The sequence below is a fragment of the Caballeronia sp. genome (assembly GCF_028292365.1).
GTDB lineage: Bacteria > Pseudomonadota > Gammaproteobacteria > Burkholderiales > Burkholderiaceae > Caballeronia.
Window position 1 is genome coordinate 1 of sequence record NZ_JAQGMM010000148.1, and the last position, 21029, is coordinate 21029.

General features: G+C 61.8%; 16 protein-coding genes. 5 read left to right on the forward strand and 11 right to left on the reverse strand.

Translation table 11 applies throughout. The features are described from left to right. On the forward strand, positions 1–1856 hold a 1856-nt coding region (locus JWR14_RS09045), incomplete at its 5' end, for a membrane-bound PQQ-dependent dehydrogenase, glucose/quinate/shikimate family (protein ID WP_299704753.1). Positions 1857–2029: 173 nt separating this feature from the next. Here the strand turns inward: JWR14_RS09045 and mug are convergent. The 5 genes from mug to JWR14_RS09070 all read right to left on the reverse strand — a co-directional run bounded on the left by mug (position 2030) and on the right by JWR14_RS09070 (position 7404). After that, on the reverse strand, positions 2030–2560 hold the full coding sequence (gene mug / locus JWR14_RS09050) for a G/U mismatch-specific DNA glycosylase (protein WP_299704756.1): 531 nt from the start codon (positions 2558–2560) through the stop codon (positions 2030–2032). Positions 2561–2684: 124 nt separating this feature from the next. Continuing rightward, entirely contained in the window at positions 2685–4496 is a 1812-nt protein-coding gene (locus tag JWR14_RS09055; RefSeq protein WP_299704759.1) for a chloride channel protein, read from the reverse strand. 52 nt (positions 4497–4548) lie between these two features. Further along, a complete protein-coding gene (locus tag JWR14_RS09060; protein ID WP_299704762.1) occupies positions 4549–4962 on the reverse strand; it encodes a helix-turn-helix domain-containing protein in 414 nt (137 codons plus the stop codon). A 146-nt stretch (positions 4963–5108) separates the two neighbouring features. Then, complete coding sequence (locus JWR14_RS09065; protein WP_299704765.1) at positions 5109–6248, reverse strand: HPP family protein; 1140 nt, start codon at positions 6246–6248, stop codon at positions 5109–5111. Positions 6249–7272: 1024 nt separating this feature from the next. Then, positions 7273–7404: a hypothetical protein gene (locus JWR14_RS09070; RefSeq protein WP_299704768.1), complete on the reverse strand. Its 132-nt coding sequence runs from the start codon at positions 7402–7404 to the stop codon at positions 7273–7275. An 83-nt stretch (positions 7405–7487) separates the two neighbouring features. On the opposite strand from JWR14_RS09070, the gene JWR14_RS09075 reads away from it, so the two are divergent. Both JWR14_RS09075 and JWR14_RS09080 read left to right on the forward strand, forming a co-directional pair. After that, positions 7488–8213, forward strand: a complete 726-nt coding sequence (locus JWR14_RS09075; protein ID WP_299704771.1) for a type IV pili methyl-accepting chemotaxis transducer N-terminal domain-containing protein — start codon at positions 7488–7490, stop codon at positions 8211–8213. 23 nt (positions 8214–8236) lie between these two features. Further along, the gene (locus tag JWR14_RS09080) at positions 8237–9637 is read left to right on the forward strand and encodes an MFS transporter (RefSeq protein ID WP_299704774.1); all 1401 of its coding nucleotides are present in this window, start codon (positions 8237–8239) and stop codon (positions 9635–9637) included. 90 nt (positions 9638–9727) lie between these two features. Here the strand turns inward: JWR14_RS09080 and JWR14_RS09085 are convergent, their stop codons facing one another. Both JWR14_RS09085 and JWR14_RS09090 read right to left on the reverse strand, forming a co-directional pair. Then, positions 9728–11173 (reverse strand): TIGR00366 family protein, encoded by a 1446-nt coding sequence (locus JWR14_RS09085; protein ID WP_299704777.1) that lies wholly within the window; start codon positions 11171–11173, stop codon positions 9728–9730. Between the two features lie 242 nt (positions 11174–11415). Then, a complete protein-coding gene (locus JWR14_RS09090) occupies positions 11416–14829 on the reverse strand; it encodes a molybdopterin-dependent oxidoreductase (RefSeq protein WP_299704781.1) in 3414 nt (1137 codons plus the stop codon). Between the two features lie 74 nt (positions 14830–14903). On the opposite strand from JWR14_RS09090, the gene JWR14_RS09095 reads away from it, so the two are divergent. Continuing rightward, a complete protein-coding gene (locus JWR14_RS09095) occupies positions 14904–15806 on the forward strand; it encodes a LysR family transcriptional regulator (protein WP_299704784.1) in 903 nt (300 codons plus the stop codon). Positions 15807–15933: 127 nt separating this feature from the next. Here JWR14_RS09095 and JWR14_RS09100 read toward each other — a convergent pair whose 3' ends face one another. The 4 genes from JWR14_RS09100 to JWR14_RS09115 are packed head-to-tail and all read right to left on the reverse strand — an operon-like array spanning position 15934 to position 19908. Next, the gene (locus JWR14_RS09100; RefSeq protein WP_299704787.1) at positions 15934–17520 is read right to left on the reverse strand and encodes a gamma-glutamyltransferase family protein; all 1587 of its coding nucleotides are present in this window, start codon (positions 17518–17520) and stop codon (positions 15934–15936) included. 26 nt (positions 17521–17546) lie between these two features. Further along, complete coding sequence (locus tag JWR14_RS09105) at positions 17547–18137, reverse strand: flavin reductase family protein (protein WP_299704790.1); 591 nt, start codon at positions 18135–18137, stop codon at positions 17547–17549. A 38-nt stretch (positions 18138–18175) separates the two neighbouring features. Beyond that, positions 18176–18913, reverse strand: a complete 738-nt coding sequence (locus JWR14_RS09110; protein ID WP_299704793.1) for a GntR family transcriptional regulator — start codon at positions 18911–18913, stop codon at positions 18176–18178. After that, positions 18910–19908 carry a polysaccharide deacetylase family protein gene (locus tag JWR14_RS09115; protein WP_299704796.1) on the reverse strand — a complete coding sequence of 333 codons (999 nt, stop codon included), beginning with the start codon at positions 19906–19908 and terminating at the stop codon, positions 18910–18912. The genes JWR14_RS09110 and JWR14_RS09115 overlap by 4 nt, the downstream gene beginning before the upstream one ends. Before the next feature lie 322 nt (positions 19909–20230). On the opposite strand from JWR14_RS09115, the gene JWR14_RS09120 reads away from it, so the two are divergent. After that, positions 20231–21029: ABC transporter ATP-binding protein (locus JWR14_RS09120; RefSeq protein WP_299704799.1), on the forward strand; the 799-nt coding region annotated here is incomplete at its 3' end.

A 21029-nucleotide genomic window follows, 5' to 3' on the forward strand; every position in this document is an offset into this window, starting at 1 on the left:
GGACCTTTCGAACAGGTGACATGAAGGGGCCCAACGATCCTGTCGAGATTACCAACGAAGTCACGCCAATCAAGATCGGCGACCTGCTTTATCTATGCTCGCCGCATCAGATCCTGTTTGCGCTCGACGCAAAGACGGGCGCGCTCAAGTGGAAGTTCGAACCGCAACTGAAGGCTGACCCATCGTTCCAGCACGTGACTTGCCGCGGCGTGTCGTATGTCGATCTTTCGGCCAGTGCCACGGCGGTCGCACCCGCTGCAGCCACCGCAGCTACCACAACGCCGGCGAGCGATGCCGCCGCAGTCGCGGATACTTCGGGAGCCGCTGCCACGGCCGCTTGTACGCGCCGCATCTACCTGCCGGTCAACGACGGCCACCTGTACGCGCTCGACGCGTTGACGGGCCAACGTTGCGCGGGCTTCGGCAACAACGGCGACCTCGACCTTCAACACGCCCAGCCGGTCACGACGCCGGGCATGTACGAGCCCACCTCGCCGTCGATCATCACCAGCAAGGTGATCGTCGTGGCGGGCGCGGTCGAGGACAACTTCTCGAGCCGCGAACCGTCGGGCGTCATCCGCGGCTTCGACGTGCGCACAGGCAAGTTGCTCTGGGCGTTCGATCCGGGCGCGAAGGACCCAAATCACATTCCGGGCCCAGGCGAACATTACACGTGGACATCGCCCAACTCGTGGGCACCCGCCGCCTACGATGCGAAGCTCGACATTGTCTACTTGCCGATGGGTGTGACGACACCCGATATCTGGGGCGGCAACCGTACGCCGGAGCAAGAGCGTTACGCCAGCGGCCTGCTCGCACTTCACGCCTCGACCGGCGAACTCGCCTGGTTCTACCAGACCGCGCACCACGATCTGTGGGACATGGACCAGCCATCGCAGCCCACGGTTGCCGACATTACCGACAAGGACGGCAAGACCGTGTCGGTCGTCTACGCGCCGGCCAAGACCGGCAACCTGTTCGTGCTCGACCGCCGCACCGGTGTGCCTGTCGTGCCGGCGCCCGAAACGCCCGTGCCGCAAGGCGCCGCCCCGGGCGACCACGTTACGCCGACACAGCCGTTCTCGCAGCTCACCTATCGTCCGTCGAAGAACCTGACCGACGCCGACATGTGGGGCGCGACGATGTACGACCAACTTGTGTGCCGGGTCATGTTCCACAAGCTGCGTTACGAGGGCACGTTCACGCCGCCGTCGCTGCAGGGCACGCTCGTGTTCCCGGGCAACCTGGGCATGTTCGAGTGGGGTGGTATCGCCGTCGACACCGACCGCCAGATCGCGGTGGCGAACCCGATCGCGTTGCCGTTCGTCTCGCGTCTGATTCCGCGCGGTCCGGGCAACCCGTTGGAGCCGGTGCCGGGCGCCAAGGGCAGCGGCACGGAGTCGGGCATCCAGCCTCAATACGGCGTGCCGTACGGCGTCACGATCAACGCGTTCCTCTCGCCGTTGGGCTTGCCGTGCAAGCAACCGGCATGGGGCTACATCTCTGCGATTGATCTCAAGACCAATGAGATCGTGTGGAAGAAGCGTATTGGCACGGTGCGCGACAGTTCGCCGATTCCGCTGCCGTTCAAGATGGGCATGCCGATGCTGGGCGGCCCGATCGTCACGGCGGGCGGTGTGGTGTTCATTGGCGCGACGGCGGACAACTACATCCGCGGGTTCGACGTGAACAACGGCAAGCAGGTCTGGGAGGCCCGCCTGCCCGCAGGTGGGCAGGCCACACCGATGAGCTATTCGATCAATGGCCGTCAGTACGTTGTGATCGCGGCGGGCGGGCACGGCTCGTTCGGTACGAAGCTCGGCGACTATGTCATTGCCTATGCTTTGCCGCAGTAGTTCGAGCAATCGGGATACCGCAAATAGCGCTGACTGATGCGGCTATCCCTGGCTCATTCAAGCCCCGAGTCGACCCCGGTGAGTCTGCTGCATGGCGAGCGGCGAAGCACCAGCGGCAAGGTTCGCGCTTTCGTGGAATTCGTGACCGAGACACTACGCAAAAACGCGCACCTTCAGGGCATGGACGCTACGGCAATGCGAACTTCCCGGTAGGCGGTTACCAGCGCATCGAGATCGAACGCCCTGTTCAGTCCGCTTGGGTTCGGCAAGACCCACGCGTGTGCGCCGCAGAATCGATTGGTTTGCAGCCCCCATTCGATATTGCGCGCGCCGGAGATAGCCGAGAGCGCCATCTTTCCAAGGAAAACGACGTGCCGCGGTGCGTACTGCTCGATCTTCCGCCGAAAAGCATCGCCGGCCAGTTCAATTTCCAATCGCGATAGTTCGGCGGCCTGCGCCGTTGGTCGCGGGACCACCGTTGTGAGACCGCAGCCATATCGAAGAACCGTGTGGTCGTCTTCGGGACGAATCTGTTCGGGAGTGAAGCCCGCAAGATGCATGACCCGCCAGAACCGATTGCCTCTGCCCGCAAAGTGATGACCTGTCGAGGCTGCACGCATACCCGGATTGATTCCGCAGAATATCAGCGACAAGCCCGGTTCAAGAAGGTCTGGAAGGGATTGTTCGGAATCAACGTTCGTCATAGCAATCCCTGTTGCATGGGACCTCGGGAGCGCGTTATGGGAGATCGGTCTGCACGGACCCGATCTTGCCGCTGACGTGATCAGTGTCGGTCGGCACCGTCCATGGAACCGTTTGCCAGAAAACTTAGGAATGCTCCCGAGTTGAATTGTCTTTATGACTCGGCACTGGTGCAAACCGTTTCTTCAGGTGGTGCAGGGGAGTGCGCCGGAACATCTCTCGTCGCTCCTCTTCTTCGAAGAACGCGAGCGATGGTTTCACCAGGTCGCTGCGGCTTATCAAGCCCACCAGACGGCGCGACTGCGTGTCCGACACCACGGGCAAGCGCTCGAGCCCATGCACTGCCAGCCGGTTGGACACGATCCGGCAGGTTTCCCCGGGCAACGCCATGATTGGAGTGTTTGCGCCGAACAAGTCGCTCATCACCTGGATAGCGGGATTGCCGCTTCGCGCGATGAATCCGTCGCGCTCGATCATTCCTACCAGCGCGCCGTCCCGTGTCACGGGAAATGCGCGATGGTTTTGTTTTTCACCAAAGTATTTCGCCAGCACTTCAGCGACCGGCGCATTTGCATCGATCGTCTCGACTTGGCGCGCCATCACTTCTTCTACGAAATGGCGTTCAAGAGGATCGATGCCGTACTCACGATAAATGTGATAACCGCGGCGGGCGATTTTCTCGGTCAGGATGGAGCGCCGCATCAGCAGCACCGTGAATCCGTATGCGACAGCCGAAGCCATGAGCAGAGGCAACAGTACATTGGCGTCATGGGTGAGTTCGAACGCGAACACGGTCGCCATGATCGGTGCGCGCATCATCCCGCCGAGTGTAGCCGCCATGAATACCAGCGGCCACACTGCGGGCTCGCCGCCAGGCAGGTACGGTCCGATGATGGTTCCCATGGCCGCACCCATCATCAGCAGCGGAGCGAGTACACCTCCGGATGTGCCGGAGCCGAGGGCGATGACCCAGATGATCGCCTTCACGAGTATCAGGCCCGCCACGACGCTGACAGCAAGATGGTTGTGTAGCAAATCGCCGATGACGTCATAACCTACGCCGAGCGCACGTGGCTCGAAATATCCACCGATGCCCACGGCAATGCCGCCAAGCGCCGGCCACCACATCCAGTGAATCGGCAATTTGCCGAAGAGGTCCTCGACCTTGTACAGCGCCGATGACAAACCCCAGGACATTGCGCCGGCCGCAAGACCTGCGACCACGCATGAAATGAGGCCGAGCGGACCCAGTGGGATGGTTTGCAACGGGAAGAGGGCGCCGCTGCCGATCAGAAGGGGGCGCGTGAAACCTGCCACCGCGCACGCGACAGCAACAGGGAGCAGGCTACGTGGGCGCAATTCAAACAGCAACAGTTCGACCGCGAGCAGGACTGCCGCGACAGGTGTACCGAAAACCGCCGTCATCCCGGCTACGGCGCCGGCGACGAGCAGCGTCTTGCGTTCACCCGCAGTCAGGTGGAAATATTGTGCGAGCAGCGACCCCAGTGCGCCGCCCGTCATGATGATTGGCCCTTCCGCGCCGAACGGGCCACCGCTGCCAATCGCGATAGCGGAGGAAAGCGGCTTCAGCACCGCGACCTTCGGCGACATCTTGCTCTTGCCAAACAGGATGGCTTCGATCGCTTCCGGAATGCCGTGTCCACGGATGGCTTCGCTGCCATAGCGTGCGATCAGTCCAATCACCAGTCCGCCGATGACGGGAATCACGACCACCCAGAGACCGAGCGTATTTCCCGCAGGCGAGCGACTGACGAACGACAGGGACTGGAAGAAGAAAAGGTTGGTGAAGAAGTTGATCAGGTGGAGCAGGACATAGGCCGTGACTGTGCTCAACGCGCCGATCACACCTGCAATGGCTGTGATGCGCAACAGATGAGCGTTCGCCGCAAAATCACCTCGTGAAGCGTTTTCGTGCACCTTGACTCCTCATCAAATCAGATTGGTTTGCGTTGCATAGGCATGCATCAACCTAAAGATCGATCTGCGGAACGCGGAAGGTACCCGCGAGCGACCTGAGTTCTGCCCGATGCAATTCGGCTAGCCGCGAAAGGATCTTCTCTCCGGGTTTCAGCAGATGAACCTCGACTTGGCGGCGGTCAATTTCGCTAGGCTTTCTCTTGACCAGATCCAGCGCTTCGCACCGCGACACGAGCGCTACGACTCCGTGGTGCTGCGCCTGAAGCCGCTCAGCTAGTTCGCCGACAGTTGCCCAGTCCCGGTCCGGATAACCCTTGATATGCAACAACAGCAAATACTGCAGCGGAGTAATGCCTTCGTCCTGAGCGGCCTGCTCCGAGAACCGCTCGAACCGCCGCATCTGGTAACGAAATTCGGATAGCTGTTCAAAGTTCTCTTTGCTTAGTGCGCGAAAAGTTTCTTTCATAGGGGGAAAGTCCAGTCAGGAACCTAGATTAAAATTGTATCACGTGATGATATATATGCTGGTTCCGAATTGTGGGGATGACAGACAGCCGTTCAAGCGCGCTCGATCCTGGTGCGACTCTTGCGACCTTCGCGATCTCGCCGCGGCTAGGCGTGCGTTTGTCGGTAGAGACCGAGTATCAGGTCAGCCTGAGTGATCATGCCGGCGAGTTTCTCCTGCGCATCGAGCACCGGAATATGGTGATGACCATAAGCGGCGAATAGGGGAACGAGCTTCGCAATTGACGTGGTGACGCTGACCGTGGACACATCGGTCGTCATGATGGACGCTACCGTCGGCGCTGAACCGGGCGCGGCGGCCCATCGTTCAACGAACGTCGCCAGCCTTCGAAGTTTTCCGGCTGCCATATTTCTCGCGATATCAGCCGGCGTGATGATGCCGATCACGAATGCACGTTCGTCGATAACAGGTAGCGCCTTGATGCCATGACGCCGGAGTATGGAGGCGGCTGTGGCGACCGTCGTCCCGGATGTGACCGACACGACGGGGCTCGACATGATTTCCGCGCAGCTTAATCCACTGAAGCCACGCACGTACGATTGCAGTTGTATTTCCAGCAGCAGCGATTCGAGATCGCCTGGGTCGATGTCCAGTAATTCGTTGCGACGGCCGAGCACTTCCTTGAGGTCTTCCCGTGTGAATCCAGGGCTGGCCGCTGGCGCACGGGCTCCTGATTCCTTGGCTGAACGTGCCGCGTGAGGATAGCGATGCCCCGTCGCCGCGTGGAACGCGATCGCGACCGCCAACAGCGCAAACGACTGCGCCGCTATTGGCGCAATGACGAATCCGAATCCAAGGGCATGCACCGCGGGCCCACCGAGGACAGCAGTGAGCGCGACTGCGCCTGAGGGAGGATGCACGCACCTGAACACGAACATTGCCCCAATCGACAGTGCCACTGCAATTGGCGCGGCGTCGATCGGGTTCGTGATCCAGGTCGCACACGCTACGCCGATAATCGCGGAAACCATATTTCCGCCGATGATCGACCAGGGTTGTGCGAGAGGGCTCGCGGGCACGGCGAACAGCAGCACCGCGGAGGCACCCATCGGCGCGACCAGCAGGGGGATGAACGCGTTGTCGCCCAGGAAAACATGCATCACCCCTGCAGTGAAGGAGATGCCGAGCAGGGCGCCGAGACAGGACCGGAACCGTTCGGGCCAACCCAGCGCGACGGGTGAAGGGGAGAAGCTGAGAAGCCAGCGTGCGAGAGCGGTTCGGACCATAGGCCTGGAGAATATTGTGAGCGGGCGTCCTTACATGGATGTGCTCACTGTCAGGCAGCGTCTCCTGCCAAACGCATCGTAAAAAAGTATGTGATTATGACATATATTAACGTATTTGCCGGGGCGATGGCTGTTGCATATACATCACGATATGACATGGTAATAAGACGCAGGATTCGGGCGGGTAGTGTTAGTGAATAGCGGGCTGGGGAAAATCATGCGTTGGTTACAGGCCGCGTGTCGTGCGAGGTTCTCTTCGAAGTGGCCCGAAGAGATTGTTGACGCCATGGGTCGATGATCAGGAGTGCTTCGTCCAGATACGTTGAGGGTTTGCCCTTTGTGCTTCACGCACTACTCGCGGATGAGCGGCGTTCATTTCGATGCTTGCCTGTTTCGTTGCGGCTAGTAGATTCCCTAGTCCGCTCAAGTTTGACCAATTCGTGCCGTTAGTACCCTCACGTATCGGAGCATCTCCAAGTCACCACTGTAATGGCTTCAATTCACTTATTGAGGCGCCGTCGGCATTTGGGGCCGGTGCGAGAGAAACCAAAAACAATAAACAGATTCACTTTAAGGCACCCTCGGGTGCTTTTTTTGTGTGCGCGGAGTAGGCCCGACGCCGTCGGCCCGGATGACGGCCCGTAACAGGTGCGCATCGCGCGAGTGGTGCGCGAGGACTGCGCGCTGGTGGGTGATCCACCGGTCGACTCTGGCGCTCCAATGTGGTTCGACGCGGCGCACAGGCATAGTGCAGTGCATCATTGCATCGCACCAACTCAGGTCGCAGATCCGTGTTTTGCAGCGAGCGACAATCTATTGATCGCACGGCGACGAACCCGCCAACTTTCGTTGAATGCTACGTCCGGGCGATACGTCGTTGAATATCCGAGCCCCGCTGGGCGTATCAAAGCCGGTTGGCGCGACGTTGGAACCTGCCGAAGAAAATAACTGCTGACGCCTGCCATGCGGATTTTGGCACGGCTATTGCATTGTTCGGACAGGGGCCAACGGAGGCCTCTACGTATTAACCATTCTTCGGCCGCTCGCGTGTAGCGGCCAGCAGGGGCAACGGCGTCCCGAGCGACAACTGTGCGACCGAGCAATCGGGGTGCGGTTGCTGCTCGGGGCGCTTTTTTTTGCGCGCTAGATCAACCATCGCGAGTCTCGTCCTGGTTCACATTTTGTGATCGGATGGGATCGGATGATCGAGCCAACCGTCTCGGGATATCGGCTTTAATCATGAAACAGTGGACACACGCAAGCCGAGAGGAAATCTCGGCGCAGACGATCGGACAGCTTATCAATCTGTCAGGCAGGCAGCGGATGCTCTCGCAGCGCATTGTTCTGCATGTGCTGCTCGCATCACACGGTGATGCCTCCGCGCTGATGGTGGTGAAGGACTGCCTGGGCACGTTTGCGCAGACGCACGCCGATCTGGTGAGCGGCGATGGTCCGTTGACAGGCGTATTTTCGGAAGCCCTGCATCAGCTCTATTTCGGCACACGCAATGCACACGAGAGGATCCAGCGCTTTATCGCGCAAGCGCATCAAGCTGTGTCGTGTCTCGAGTCGGGCCTGGCGGACGGTCGCGAGAAGACTGATGCACTCGTTGCTCAGGCCACGCCGTTGCTTGAACTCCTGCAGGACATAACGCTCGCCTATCAACACGAGATGCGCAGCATCGAGGCTGAGTCGCTCAAGCGTCAGAGTGACATTGCCGAGCAGCTTGGGAGCATCTCCATGCAGGCCAACATTGTGGCCCTCAATGCGCGCATTGCGGCCGCGCGTGCGGGGCAGTTCGGCCGGGAATTCGCGGTGATCACTACGGTCCTCGCCGACATCATCAAGGAAATGGACCAGTTGATCCACAGCGTCGTCAACACGCGTAGCGCCAACGAGGCGTCGCCTCAACGCAGCGTTCACCCACAAGGTCGGCACATCCGTGCTGATCGCGCTTTTCAATAGCCTTCGCCCCGAGAGAGAAACCCATGAAAAACCTGCTGAATTCGTTATCGAGCGGTAACTGGCGCGCGTTGCTTGCGTGCTTCCTCTACTTCGATACCGGTTTCACCGTGTGGGTGATGTTCGGCCCGCTCGCGCCGTTCATCCACAAGGACATCGCGATGTCGCCGGCCGAACTGGGCTTCCTGGTCGCGGTTCCGGTGCTGGGTGCGGCCATCCTGCGAGTGACGCTCGGCAATCTGTATCAGGCCCACGACGGCCGGCGCATTGCGTTGATGGGTATCGCGCTGTCGGCCTTGCCTTCGATCATCCTGCTGTTATTGCCGTCCGCTCCGTCCTATACGTTGCTGCTCGTGCTCGGCGTGTTTCTTGGTGTCGGTGGTGCAAGCTTCGCCGTTGCGCTACCGATGGCGGGAAGCAACTATCCACCCAAGGTGCAGGGTCTGGTGCTCGGGCTCGCCGCCGCAGGCAACATTGGCGCGGTGCTCGACGGATTCATGTTCCCGGGTCTGGCAGAGCATTTTGGCTGGGCGAAAGCGACGGGCGCTGCGTTGCCTTTGCTGGCGTTGGCAGCGACAGCGATATTCTTTTGGGCGAAGGATCTGGGACCCAAGTCGGGCAGTGCACCGCAAGCCTTCCTTAGCTTCTGCATTACGCTGGGCGGACTCGTCGCGCTCGTACTTGCAGTGCATTGGGGCATTTTTGGCGCAGGCAAAACGGGCGTGTTGCTGCTACCGGTACTGGGTGCACTACTGGCTATTGCGGTATTGCCGAAGCATTACCGCAGCGTGCTGGTGGAAGGGGATACGTGGGTTGTGATGCTGGTCTATAGCATCACTTTCGGCGGCTTCGTCGGTATGTCATCCTACGTGACCACGCTGCTGATATCGCTGTATCAACTGCCGAAACTTGAGGCGGGTCTCTTCATGTCGCTGCTCGCTTTCATTGGTGCGCTGGTGCGTCCGATCGGCGGCCTGATCGCAGACCGGATCTCCGGCGTGCGTGCGCTCGTCTTGCTGCTCGCCGCAATCTCCGTGTGCGACTTTACCTTCGCGGCATGGATGCCGCCGCTGCCGGCCGGGATCGCGCTGCTCGTGGTGACCTACTTGTGCTTCGGACTCGGCAATGGTGCTACGTTCCAGTTGGTGCCGCAACGCTGGAAGGGCAAGACCGGGCTGATGTCCGGCATCATCGGCGCAGCGGGCGGGATTGGTGGTTTCTATTTGCCGGTGATCATGGGGATGGCCAAGGAAAGCACCGGCAGCTATCAGATGGGTTTCGCCACCTTCGGCGGGCTATCGGCCATCGCATTCGCGCTGGTGGTCCTGCAGCGCACCCGCTGGCTGGAATGGGCGCTGCCCAAGGAGAGTGCTGTTGCTTCGGACCCAATGCGCGCGGCAGGGGTGCGCATAGACAGCGGCGCGTGAGCCAGGAGGGAAGCGCGGCGGCTAGTGTTACGCTGCCGCGGTCATGAGTGGACACGTCAATCCAAGGTTCACCGAGGATCCGGACAGTTTCTAAGGCATGGCCGGCGGCACGAATTCGAGCGTTCCCGCCAGCACTGTCAGAAGAATCAGCACCAGCGGCACATGCACGATCAACTGCGTGAACGTGAAGCCTACGACATCGCGGGCTCGCAAACCTAGTACGCCGAGCAGCGGCAACATCCAGAACGGATTGATCAGGTTCGGCAGCGCTTCGGCAGCGTTATAAACCTGCACGGCCCAGCCCAGATGCACATGCAGATCGTTGGCCGCCTGCATCACGTACGGTGCCTCGATGATCCACTTGCCGCCGCCTGACGGCACAAAGAAACCGAGTATCGCGGAGTACGCGCCCATTACGGCGGGGAACGACGCATGTGACGAGACCGATACGAAAAATGCGGCCAGCACATGCGACAACGCTTCGCCGCCGGGCGCCGCTGCCTTGGTCAGGATGAACGCGATACCGCCATACAGCGGAAACTGGATCAGCACGCCGGCCACCGACGGTACCGACATCTTGACCGCCTGCAGGAACCGGTATGGGCGCCAGTGAAGCAGCATGCCGAGCATCAGGAAGAGGAAGTTGTAGGTGTTCAGGTTGGAGATGGCGAGTAACGGATCTTTAGTCGTGAATTCGTGCGCCAGCCAGCCCACGCCCAACGCGACCAGAACCAGGGTCAGCAGCGGGCTGTACTCCAGCCAGTCGCCAGGCCGTTGCGCACGCGCCGGCGGCGCGACCGGTTCGGACAAGTCCACGTCCAGAGCGCGGGCCGTGACCACGCGCGCGTGGCGAGGCGCGGAGAACCATGCAATCGCCAGCGAGACGAGGCCAAGCACGAGCGCCATGATCATCGATTGCGGCAGGAAGATGGTCTGCGAAAACGGCAGTACGCCCGTGATGTCGCTGATGGACTTGGGCAAGCTTGCCGGGTTGGCCTGCAGTTGCGCCGCCGCCGAGCTGAGACCCAGCGCCCAGGTCGCTCCCATGCCGAGATACGCGGCTGCGCCGGCCGCCCGATAGTCCATCTCCAGGTCATTGCGGCGTGCGAGCGCACGGACCAGCAAGCCGCTGAACACGAGGCTGATCGCCCAGTTGAAGAGCGACAACACAATGCTGATCAACGCAACGAACGTGATCGCCGCGCGGCCCGAGCGCGGTATGCGGGCGAGGGTTGCAATCAGCTTCGATGCCGGGGCGGAGACCGCGACGACGTAACCAGTAATCGCGATCATCGCCATCTGCATGGTGAACGGGATCAGGCTCCAGAAGCCATCGCCGAAACTGCGCGCAACCTGCGTGGCCGGTGCGCCAATCGCCAGCGCGCCCAGCGCAACCGCAGCAACAGCGATGGCGGCGAAGACATACGCATCCGGGAACCAGCGTTCGGACCAGCGAGCGACGCCGACGGCGATGCGTTCAAGGAAGCCGCTATCCGATGTCGGCTCGACACGGTCCAGCGCGGTAGTGTTTTTCATGGCGATCTCGCTTGGGGCAGGGGTTGAATTGATGAGCTGGAGAGCAAGTAAAAATCAGGCAGCGCTGCCGTGCAGGAGCGCTGGCGCATCCGCCACGTCGATCTTGTGGGCATGCTGCAGCGGGGTCTCGTAGCCCGCGATGAACATCGCTTCGGGCGCGCCGGTCAATGCATTTGAAGGGCAGGGCCTGGCGTGTGGTCCCGGTGTCCTGGACTTTCATGGTCGATTTCAAAGGTCACGCGTCAAGCATCGAGTTCGAGGTCGGTGAGGGGAATGGCCTGGCAGCCGAGCAGCGTGGCGGGGTCGTCCGGCTCCTCGCCGTGCAGATGCATGGCCGAGCCGTTCAGCACGCGCACAGCGCAGCTCTCGCACTGGCCTACGCGGCAACCACTCGGCATCGCGATGCCCAGCTTTTCCGCGAATTCCAGCAAGGTGCCGGACGACGCTTGCCATCCGACCGTGCGGCCGCTGCGGCGAAACGTGACCTGATGGGTCCGGTCATCGCCCGATGCCACCCGTGCCGGCGAGCGGAACTCTTCGTGGAAGATGTCGAAGTCCGGCACGCCACGTGCGACGAGGCCGGTGCGCACCGCGCGCATCATTGGCACGGGCCCGCACATGTACACGCGCACGCGGCGCTCGATCTCCTGATCGGTCACCACGGCGTCCGTGATACGCGTGCGGAGCGCGTACGAGCCTGCGCTGGCGTCCGCGACAGGCTCCGCGTAGTAATCAACCACCCGCAGGGTCGGCAACACTTTGCAGAGCGCCCGCAAGCGCTGCCTGAATGCGTGCGACGCCGCGTGGCGGTTGGCATAATGCAGCGTGATCTCCGGCGGCGCGTCATGGCGGCGTACGATCGTTTCCAGTTGGCTGATGAACGGCGTAATGCCAATGCCGCCCGCGATCAGCACGATCGGTTGCGGCGACTCGACCGGTAACGTAAAGCGACCGGACGGCGCCCGCAAGTCCACGCGAGCACCGGGCGTGATTCGCGTATGCAGATGCGTTGAAAGCGCGCCTTGCCACTCGGCGCCGGCCGCATCGACACCGCGTTGATGACGTACCGCGATCGAATAGTCGCGGCGTGTTTCCAGGGCCGCGGGACCGGTCAGCGAATAAGCGCGTGAAAGCGGTTCGACGCCCTGGTCTGTTTCGATGCGAACCGACACATGCTGCCCCGGCTTGAAGTCGGGCAGACCGCCATCGTCGAGTGGCGTGATGTGAATGCCCACCACGCCATCGGCCAGCGCTTTTACCTCGCTGACAATGAACGGACGCCAGCCGCCCCAGGCGCGCCGCGCGATATCGAATAGCGGATCTCGAGCGATGTCGCAGCGAAACGACCGGTGCGGCACCGACCCGCTAACCGGGTCGGCATGCTCCGATGAAATCAGGCCGTTGTAGTGACTATTGTCCGGACCGTCGAGCGAGAAACCCGGTGCGCCGATTTCCGGGCACGCCTGCCACCAGCCGAACTCGGCAACCACGCTGTCCGGCTGCATGGACTCGGACAGGTGCGCGATAAAACGCGCATGCCCGTTGCGCGTAGTGACAATGACCGGATCGCCGTCCTCAATGCAGCGCTCGCGCGCAAGCGACGTGGCGATCTCGAGCATGGGATTCGTCGAGCGTTTTCTCAGCGATACCAGCCCGCGATGCTGGCTATGACAGAAATGCCCGTTCTTCGCCGATGACAGCACAATCGGAAAACGTCTTCCTCCAGACTGGTTTTCCACCGGTTCGATAAAAGCTGGCAAAGGCGGCTGGCCGTGTCGAAGCAGAAGCTCCGAATAGAGTTCGACGCGTCCTGTCTCTGTCGCGAAGCCTGCGGTCTCGTAGAGCCGCTGTCGCTCGGGCAACGGCAGGTTGATGCCTTCGGGCGTGGCGCGCAATTGCTTGACGCTCAAGTCCAGCGGCGCGAGCATGTGATTCCATCCCGCTTCGAGGCTGCCGCCGAAGAACGCATCGCGCATGCCGAGCCTGCAAGCCAGATCGAAGATGATGTCGTTGTCGGAGCGTGCCTCGCCTTGCGGCTCGATCATCTTGCGCCGCAACTGCACCAGACCCTGCGACGCCGCGTTGAGTTCGAAGCCGACACGCAAACCTTCACGTTCCCAGGGTGTGCCGACCGGCAGCAGGATGTCGGCGTAACGCGCGGTCGGAGTCTCGAACAGGTCGCAATGAACATGGAATTCGAGGGCTTCGAACGCCCGGCGCGCGAGCGCGATATCGGCTTGCGAGGAGAGCGGATTCGAGCCGAAGCCGAATAGGGCGCGCACCTTGTACGGCTCGCCGTCCAGGATCGCTCGATACGTATCGCGCGCGGTCACCCAGCCACGGGCGGGCGGACCGAGTGGCCGCTCGGCAAGTCCGAGCGCCTTCGCGCGTTGCGCCGGCGCGAGTTGCGAGAGCTCGCTGACCGGATTGACCGCATGCGTTGGATAGAGGCGATTACCGCCGGGTTGATCGAAGCAGCCGGTCAGGGCGTACAGCACGGCGATCGCGCGTTCGGTTTGCGTCGCGTTGGTATGCTGCGCGACGCCCGACCATGCGTGATACGCCACCCGTTTCGACCTGCCGATAAGGTGAGCCGCGTCGAGAATTGCCGCTGCGGGAATGGTCGTCAACGCCGATACGTGTTCCGGCGTATAGGCCGCGACCTCGCTGACCAGCAGTTCGAACGCGGGATGACAGCGCACGGGCCCACTGGTGGTCTCGATCTCGAAGGTGCCGCGTAACTCGCCGTCGGTTGCATCGGCGTGAGCATGCGGCGCTGCTGTGCGCGGGTCCCAGATGAGGAAACGATTGTCGTCCGCTTGGGCATCGAGATCGCGTTCGCGCAGGAACAGGCCGTTGTCCGCCCGGACCAGCAACGGCCCGTTGGTCCAGCGGCGCACGAAGGTTTCATCGAAGCTGTTCGCTTGAATCAGCACATGGATCAGGCCGAGCGCGAGGGCCGTGTCGGTGCCGGGACGTACCCGGAGCCAGCTGTCAGCCTGCTGGGCGAGCGCGGTTGCGCGTGGATCGATCACCATCAGGCGAGCGCCGTTCACCCGGCCGCCAGCTACTGCATTCGCTTGTGCAAGCCACGCGGCGGCGGGGTTATGGCCCCACAGCATGATGAGATCGGTGTGCTCCCAGTCAGGCGTCGGCATGCCGCATCCGAACGTGAATGCGTGGGCAAAATCCTTGTGCCAGTTGCAGATCTCAGTCGCGTAACAAATGTTCGGACTCCCGAAGTAACGCACAAAACGCTCGATCCAGTCGATGCTGTCCGACAGCGGCGTGCCGCTCGGCGTGGTTACACCGAATACCACGGCCTCCGCACCGCTTTCGCGGCGAATGGCGTCGAGCCGTTCGCTGACTTCCGCGAGCGCTTCTTCCCATGAAATACGCTGCCAGCCGGGATCGGCGGCGTTCTTGGGCTGAGTGCGGCGCATCGGATAACGCAGGCGATGCGGGCTATGGACCAGTTCGGGCGCGGCTCGCCCCTTCATGCACATCGCGCTTCCGGTCGGATGCGCGGGGTTCGGGCGAACGCTGACAAACTGCCCGCCGCGCACCGTGTTCAAGGTGCCGCAGCGCGAGCGGCAAAGCGTGCAATATCCGGGTGTTTCGATTGTTTCCATCTCGCCGACTGCCTCTAGATCCATGCGGCCGATCCTAGAGTGGCAAAAATAATATTGATAATTCAATATTCAGAACTTGCGATATTGGAAAAATCAATATGGACTTCACGCTTCGGCAGATCCGTTATTTCGTCGCGGTTGCCGAGACCGGACAGATCTCGAAGGCTGCACTTCGCTGCAACATTTCTCAGTCGTCGATGACCATCGCGTTGAAGGCGCTCGAGGAGATCGTCGGGTCCCCGCTATTCATTCGCCATGCCAAGGGTCTGCGTTTAAGCGATGCAGGCGAACGTTTTCTGCGTCACGCGCAGCAATTGAGCGCCGGTGTACAACGGGCGGTTGAGGATATGCGTGCCGCTCCGGCCACGCTGTCGGGGACCTTGCGCATTGGTGTTACGGATACGATCTCCGCGTACCTGATGCCGTCACTGGGACTGAAGCTGAAACGCCGCTTTCCAGATTTGTCGGTCGTGTTGCACGAGCGCGAGCGTTCCGACGTCGAGCAGGCGATCGCCGACGGGGAGCTGGATCTTGGGATCGTGCTGGTGTCGAACGCGGCGCTGCGTGAAGACATTGACGGCGAGACGCTGCTGCGTTCGCCGCGGCATTTGTGGGTCTCGCCGGAACACCCATTGGCGGGGGCCGACAGTGTCACGCTTGCCGAAGTCGCCCGTCAGGACTTCCTTCTTCTCGACATGGACGAGCACGTCCACACCGCGAAATTGTATTGGACGCGGCACGGCTTGCTGCCCGCGGTCGCGTTCCAGAGCAAGTCGATCGAATGTATTCGCAGCATGGTTGCGCTCGGCAGCGGCGTCACGATCCTGTCGGACCTGGTGTACCGGCCGTGGTCGCTGGAGGGCGGCCGCATCGTTCGTCGGCCGGTGGTCGATGCCGTGCCGACGATGGATGTTGGCGTGATCTGGTCGAAAGCAACCGGACTGCCGCGCGACAGCGAACCGGTGCGGGACTTTCTGCGTGCAACGCTGCGCGAGACCTGATGCGCGCACCCGTGGCGACCGGCGTCGAGTGGCCAATGCGCCCCTATGCAACACGCAGCCATGCAGCCGTTGGATAACGGAAGCCATCGCCCGAGGTGGTGCGCTTATACACTTGCTCGCCGAGCGCTCAAAGTCCCATGGCCTCGCCGTCGCTACGCGGATCATGGGCGCCGGACATTACACCATCCGATTCAATCCGGATCACCCCCGGATGACCCGCAAGCGGACTCTGCGCTGCAATAGCGCTCACTTCATGCCCGCGCGCCGCTAGCGCGGCGAATACCTCGGCACCGGCGTCTTCCTCCAGCTTCAGCGCATCGCGGGTATCCGAGAAGGTCTTGCCGAGCAGGAAACGCGGACGAGCCAGCGCGCTCAACGGGTCCATCCCGTAGTCGATCAGCCGCGTCAACACCGCTGCCAGCGTCTGCGGCTGACCGTCTGCGCCCTGCGTGCCGAACAACAGATGCGGCCGCCCATCCTTTAGGTACATGCCGGGGTTGAGCGTATGAAATGGCCGCTTGCCGGGCTGCAAGACATTGTGATGCGACGGGTCAACGCTGAACGACGCACCGCGGTTGTGCCAGAGAATTCCGGTGTCCCCAGCCACCACCCCGCTACCCCAGTCGAAGTAGACCGTCTGAAGCAGACTGACGCTGCGGCCATGCGCGTCCGATGCACCGATGTACACCGTATCGCCGGGACGGAATATATGTGGCCACGCTCGCGCCTGGTGAAGATTGATGGAGCGCGCGTGGGCGTCGAGCGTGCTGGTCGAGAGCATATCGTCGACGGGAACGCGGTTGAACTCCGGGTCAGCGACCCAACGGTCCCGATCGACGAACGCGCACTTCACTGCCTCCACCAGCAAGTGATAGTAGTCGGCGCTGCCCTCTGCGATGGACGACAGATCGAAGCGCGCAAGCGCGCCCATGATCTGCAGCGTGGTGACGCCTTGCGTGGGGGGTTGCAGGCTCACGAGTTCTCCGCCGCGATATGCCACGCGCAGCGGTGCTTCGTCGCGTGAGCGAGTCTTCGCGAGGTCGGCTTGCGTCAGCGGTGAGCCGGCCTGCTGCAAGCCGCGTGCAATACGCTCAGCGAGCTCACCTTCGTAGAATTCGCGTGCGCCGTAGGTCGCGATGCGTTCAAGACTGCGTGCAAGCGCCGGTTGAACAAAGCGCTCGCCGATCGCAGGGGCATGGCCGTCGGGCGCAAATACCGCTGAAAAGTTCGGCATCGCGCGCAATTCACTAGCGCGGAACTGCTGCCAGAAATGCTGCGACGGCGTGACCGGAAATCCCTCCGATGCATACTCGATAGCACGCTCGAAGAGCGATGACCACCTGCGTTGGCCGCCCCATGCCGCCTGGCTGATCGCATAGGCCTGATGCCAGGTATCGACCGTTGCAGCGGTGGTCAATGTAGAACCGGCGCCGCGCAACGGAATGGCAGCGGACAACGCGGGCAACGTTTGCGCCGCTTGCCCGATGCCCGATAGCGTACGCAGCATGCCCGTCCGGTCGCCGATGACCCAGAACGCGTCGCCGCCAAGACCGGTGAAATGCGGATAGGTCACGCTTAACGCTGCGCCAATCGCAATAGCCGCTTCAATGGCGTTGCCGCCGGCGCGCAGCACCTCGAGGCCCGCTTCGCTCGAAAGTGCGTGGGGGCTGGTGACCATGCCTTTGGTGGACGTGGCAAGGGTAGCGTTGTGCATGGATGGGGTGCTCCGGGAGGGCGCGTTCAGCCGAGCGTAAAACGCTCGCGGGTGGTCACATAGTCGCTCGCGCCGAACCGGCCGACCGGGAAGTAGTGCTGGAGTCGCACCCGCCACGTTTCGGTGTCGATCAGTTCATCGCGCGCATGCAGCCTGTGAACGCATCCGATGAAGATCTGACGGCTCGTGGTTTCCAGTGTTTCCCACAACGTACATTCGAACGCCACCGGCGCCTCCGCAATCCGTGGCGGTGCGACTCGTGAGCTTGGCGTCGGCGTCAGCCCGACCTTCTCGAGTTCGCTGACATCCGGTGGCAGACGTTCTCCGCACCGATGCATTTTTTCGGCCATTGCTTCGTCGCAAAGATGCACGACGAACTCGCGGCTGCGCACAATATTGACGGCCGTGTCCTTGAGCGAGCCATCGTCGAGACGGTTGATGCTGATCATCACAATGGGCGGCTCCTCGCCCAGCATGTTGAACATCGAGAAGGGCGCGGCGTTGATCGTGCCGCTCGCACTCATGGTTGTCACCAGCGCGATCGGACGCGGCACGATCAGGCTCGCCATGAGCTTGTATCGCTGGTATTCGGTGATGGCTTCGAAGTCTATTTCCATGATGGCGTGGATCAGTCGGCTTAGGTTGACGTTTGGATTCAGCTCATGCCGAGCAGTTGCCCGAGGCTTTTCTCGCCCAGCATGCGTGACGTCTCAATGCGCTCTTCCAGTTCCCGGAGATGCGCTTCCATACGTGTCACTGCGCCCGCTGCATCGCGCGCCTCGATGCAGTCGACAATCGCCGCATGTTCCTCGTGCTCGCATGGCGCATGGCCCGGCGGCTCGTAGACGCCCACGATCAACGAGCATCGCGACACCAGTTCGGTCAGGTAGCGTTGCAGGATCGAGTTGCCGCCAAGCGCCGCGATACGCAGGTGAAAGTCACTTGCAAGGCGCGCCCACGAGGGCTGGTCGAAGCGATGCATGGCTTCGTGTTCATCGGCTAACTGACGGCGCAGCGCCTTGATGTCGTGTGCAGTCGCGCGTTGCACGGCGAGCTCCACCAGCACGCGCTCCATCGAACGGCGCGCTTCGAAAATCTCGCGCGTTTCCTCGGCCGTCGGCTCGGCGATGACCGCGCCCTTGTTCGGCCGCAAGGCAACGATGCCGTCGTAGGCGAGCTTCTCCAGCACGCGCCGTACGACCGCGCGGCCGACCCCGAACAACTGGCACAACTCTGGCTCTGGAAGTTTGGTGCCGGGCGTCAGCCGATGGTTGAGCACACCATCGAAGATGGCCTGATAGAGGCGCGCATCGGCGTCCTGCGCAGCGGCGGTATCCTGGACGGTTTCGTTTCGGGGCTTTGCAGCCGCTTTCAATGCGGGTTTCGGCGTCATTTTTCTGTGGGAAGGAGGGCCTGTTGCGGCGTGCCGACGAGACCCACGTGTTCCATCTCGTCCATATGGCGGGCGATTGCTCCGGGCGTTGTCATCCATACATCGCCGTTGGCGCGGGCGGCGACAATGTGCTGCAGCGCGCGACGCAAATGACGCAGCCGGTAGGGCTGTCCGACGAGATAGGGATGCAGCGCGATGCCCATCACGAGCGCCTGCGGATGGCGGCTGCGGTTCGCCTGTTCGAGCATTTCGTCGAACTGGTCGATGATCATGTCGGCGAAGTCGCGCGCGTCGAGATGACGGCCGACCATCATTGGCAAGTCGTTGAGTTCCTGGGGGTAGGGGATGGACCATAACGAACCCGAGCGGGTCGCCATGCGCACGGGGCGGTCGTCGTGGCACCAGTTGAGCGTGTAGCTGTAGCCGGTTTCCGCGAGCAGATCGGGCGTGACGCGCGACTCGGAGATCCATGGCGAGAGCCAGCCTGAAGGCGGCGTGCCGGCATGCGCGATGATGCGTTCGCGGCAATGCAGTATCAACGCGCGCTCGCCGGGTTCGTCCAGGTCGCTCTGGCGTTGCGAATTTGTATGACCGTGTGCGATCAGTTCGTCGCCGCGTGCGAGACAGGCTTCGATGACTTCCGGGCAGTGGTCATAAAGCGAGGTGTTGATCAGCGTGCCCGACGGCAGGTCGAGTTGATCGAAGAGCTCGATGCAGCGCCATACGCCCACGCGGTTGCCGTATTCGCGCCAGCTGTAATTGAGCACATCGGGCTGGGGCGAGACCGGACCGAGGGCCGCGCCCAATCCCTCAGCGAACGCAAAGTGTTCGATGTTGAAGCCGAGATAGACAGCGAGCCCGGTGTCGCCCGGCCAACGAAACGCGTCGGTGTCGGTGATCGGCCGGTAAGGAAAGCGGCCATGCGTGGCTAGCGGGCCAAACGCAGGACCGAACGCAGGATCGTGCGACGCGTGAGCGTGGCGGGTGGTGTCCATGTGCAAAAGCCTTGAGTGACAAGCGTGCCGCGCGTGAACCTTTTTGGGGGATCGCGCCCCGCGACGGACCCGTGGCGCACCGCGATTGTGCGGAATAACGGGTTTGATCGCCGACAGTTTGATTTGAGATTGTGTGCAATTTACACGCCATATCGTCTACGTTCAATAGAGATGATAGTTTGCAATGGATTATCGATATGCAAACAAAGTGGCATAGGTCTTGCATTCAGCGCCTTGCAGAACCCTTAGCCCCGTCTTTGTCGTCGTTAGTTATCGCTCGCCGCGCTTATATCGAGGAAACGCCCCGCATGAGTTCGTACCCATGAGTCCGTCCACTTCTGCCGTGCCTGCCGCCGTGCTCAAGACCGAGCCCGCCGATATCGAACTGGTGCATGTATCGAAGCAATACGGCGACTCGCTCGCTGTCGATTCGATCGACCTGCGGATTCCCGGTGGCCAGTACTGTTGCCTGCTCGGGCCGTCTGGCTGTGGCAAGACATCGACGTTGCGAATGATCGCCGGCCACGAGTCGATCAGCGACGGCGACATCCTCATCGGCCAGCGCAACGTCACGCGCGCGCAACCTGCCACGCGTGGCACCGCGATGGTCTTCCAGAGTTATGCGTTGTTCCCGCATTTGTCAGCACTCGATAACGTTGCGTTCAGCCTGAAGATGCGCGGAGTAGCCAAGGATGCACGCCGGAAGCGGGCGGGTGAACTGCTGGAACTTGTCGCGATGAGCGCCTATGCGCAACGCAAGCCGTCGCAACTATCGGGTGGGCAGCAGCAGCGTGTCGCACTCGCCCGCGCGCTGTTGAATGAGCCGCGCTGCCTGCTGCTCGACGAACCCTTGTCCGCGCTTGATCCGTTCCTGCGCGTGCAGATGCGTGCCGAACTCAAGCGTTGGCAGAAGGAACTGGGCATCACCTTCGTGCACGTGACGCACTCGCAGGAAGAGGCGCTCGCGCTTGCGGATATGGTCGTTGTCATGAGCCATGGGCGCATTGAACAAAGCGGTTCGCCATACGAAGTATTCAATCGGCCGCGCACGGAATTCGTCGCGCGTTTCCTCGGTGGACATAACGTGTTCGGCGCAAGCGGCCGCGCATTTACCGTGCGTG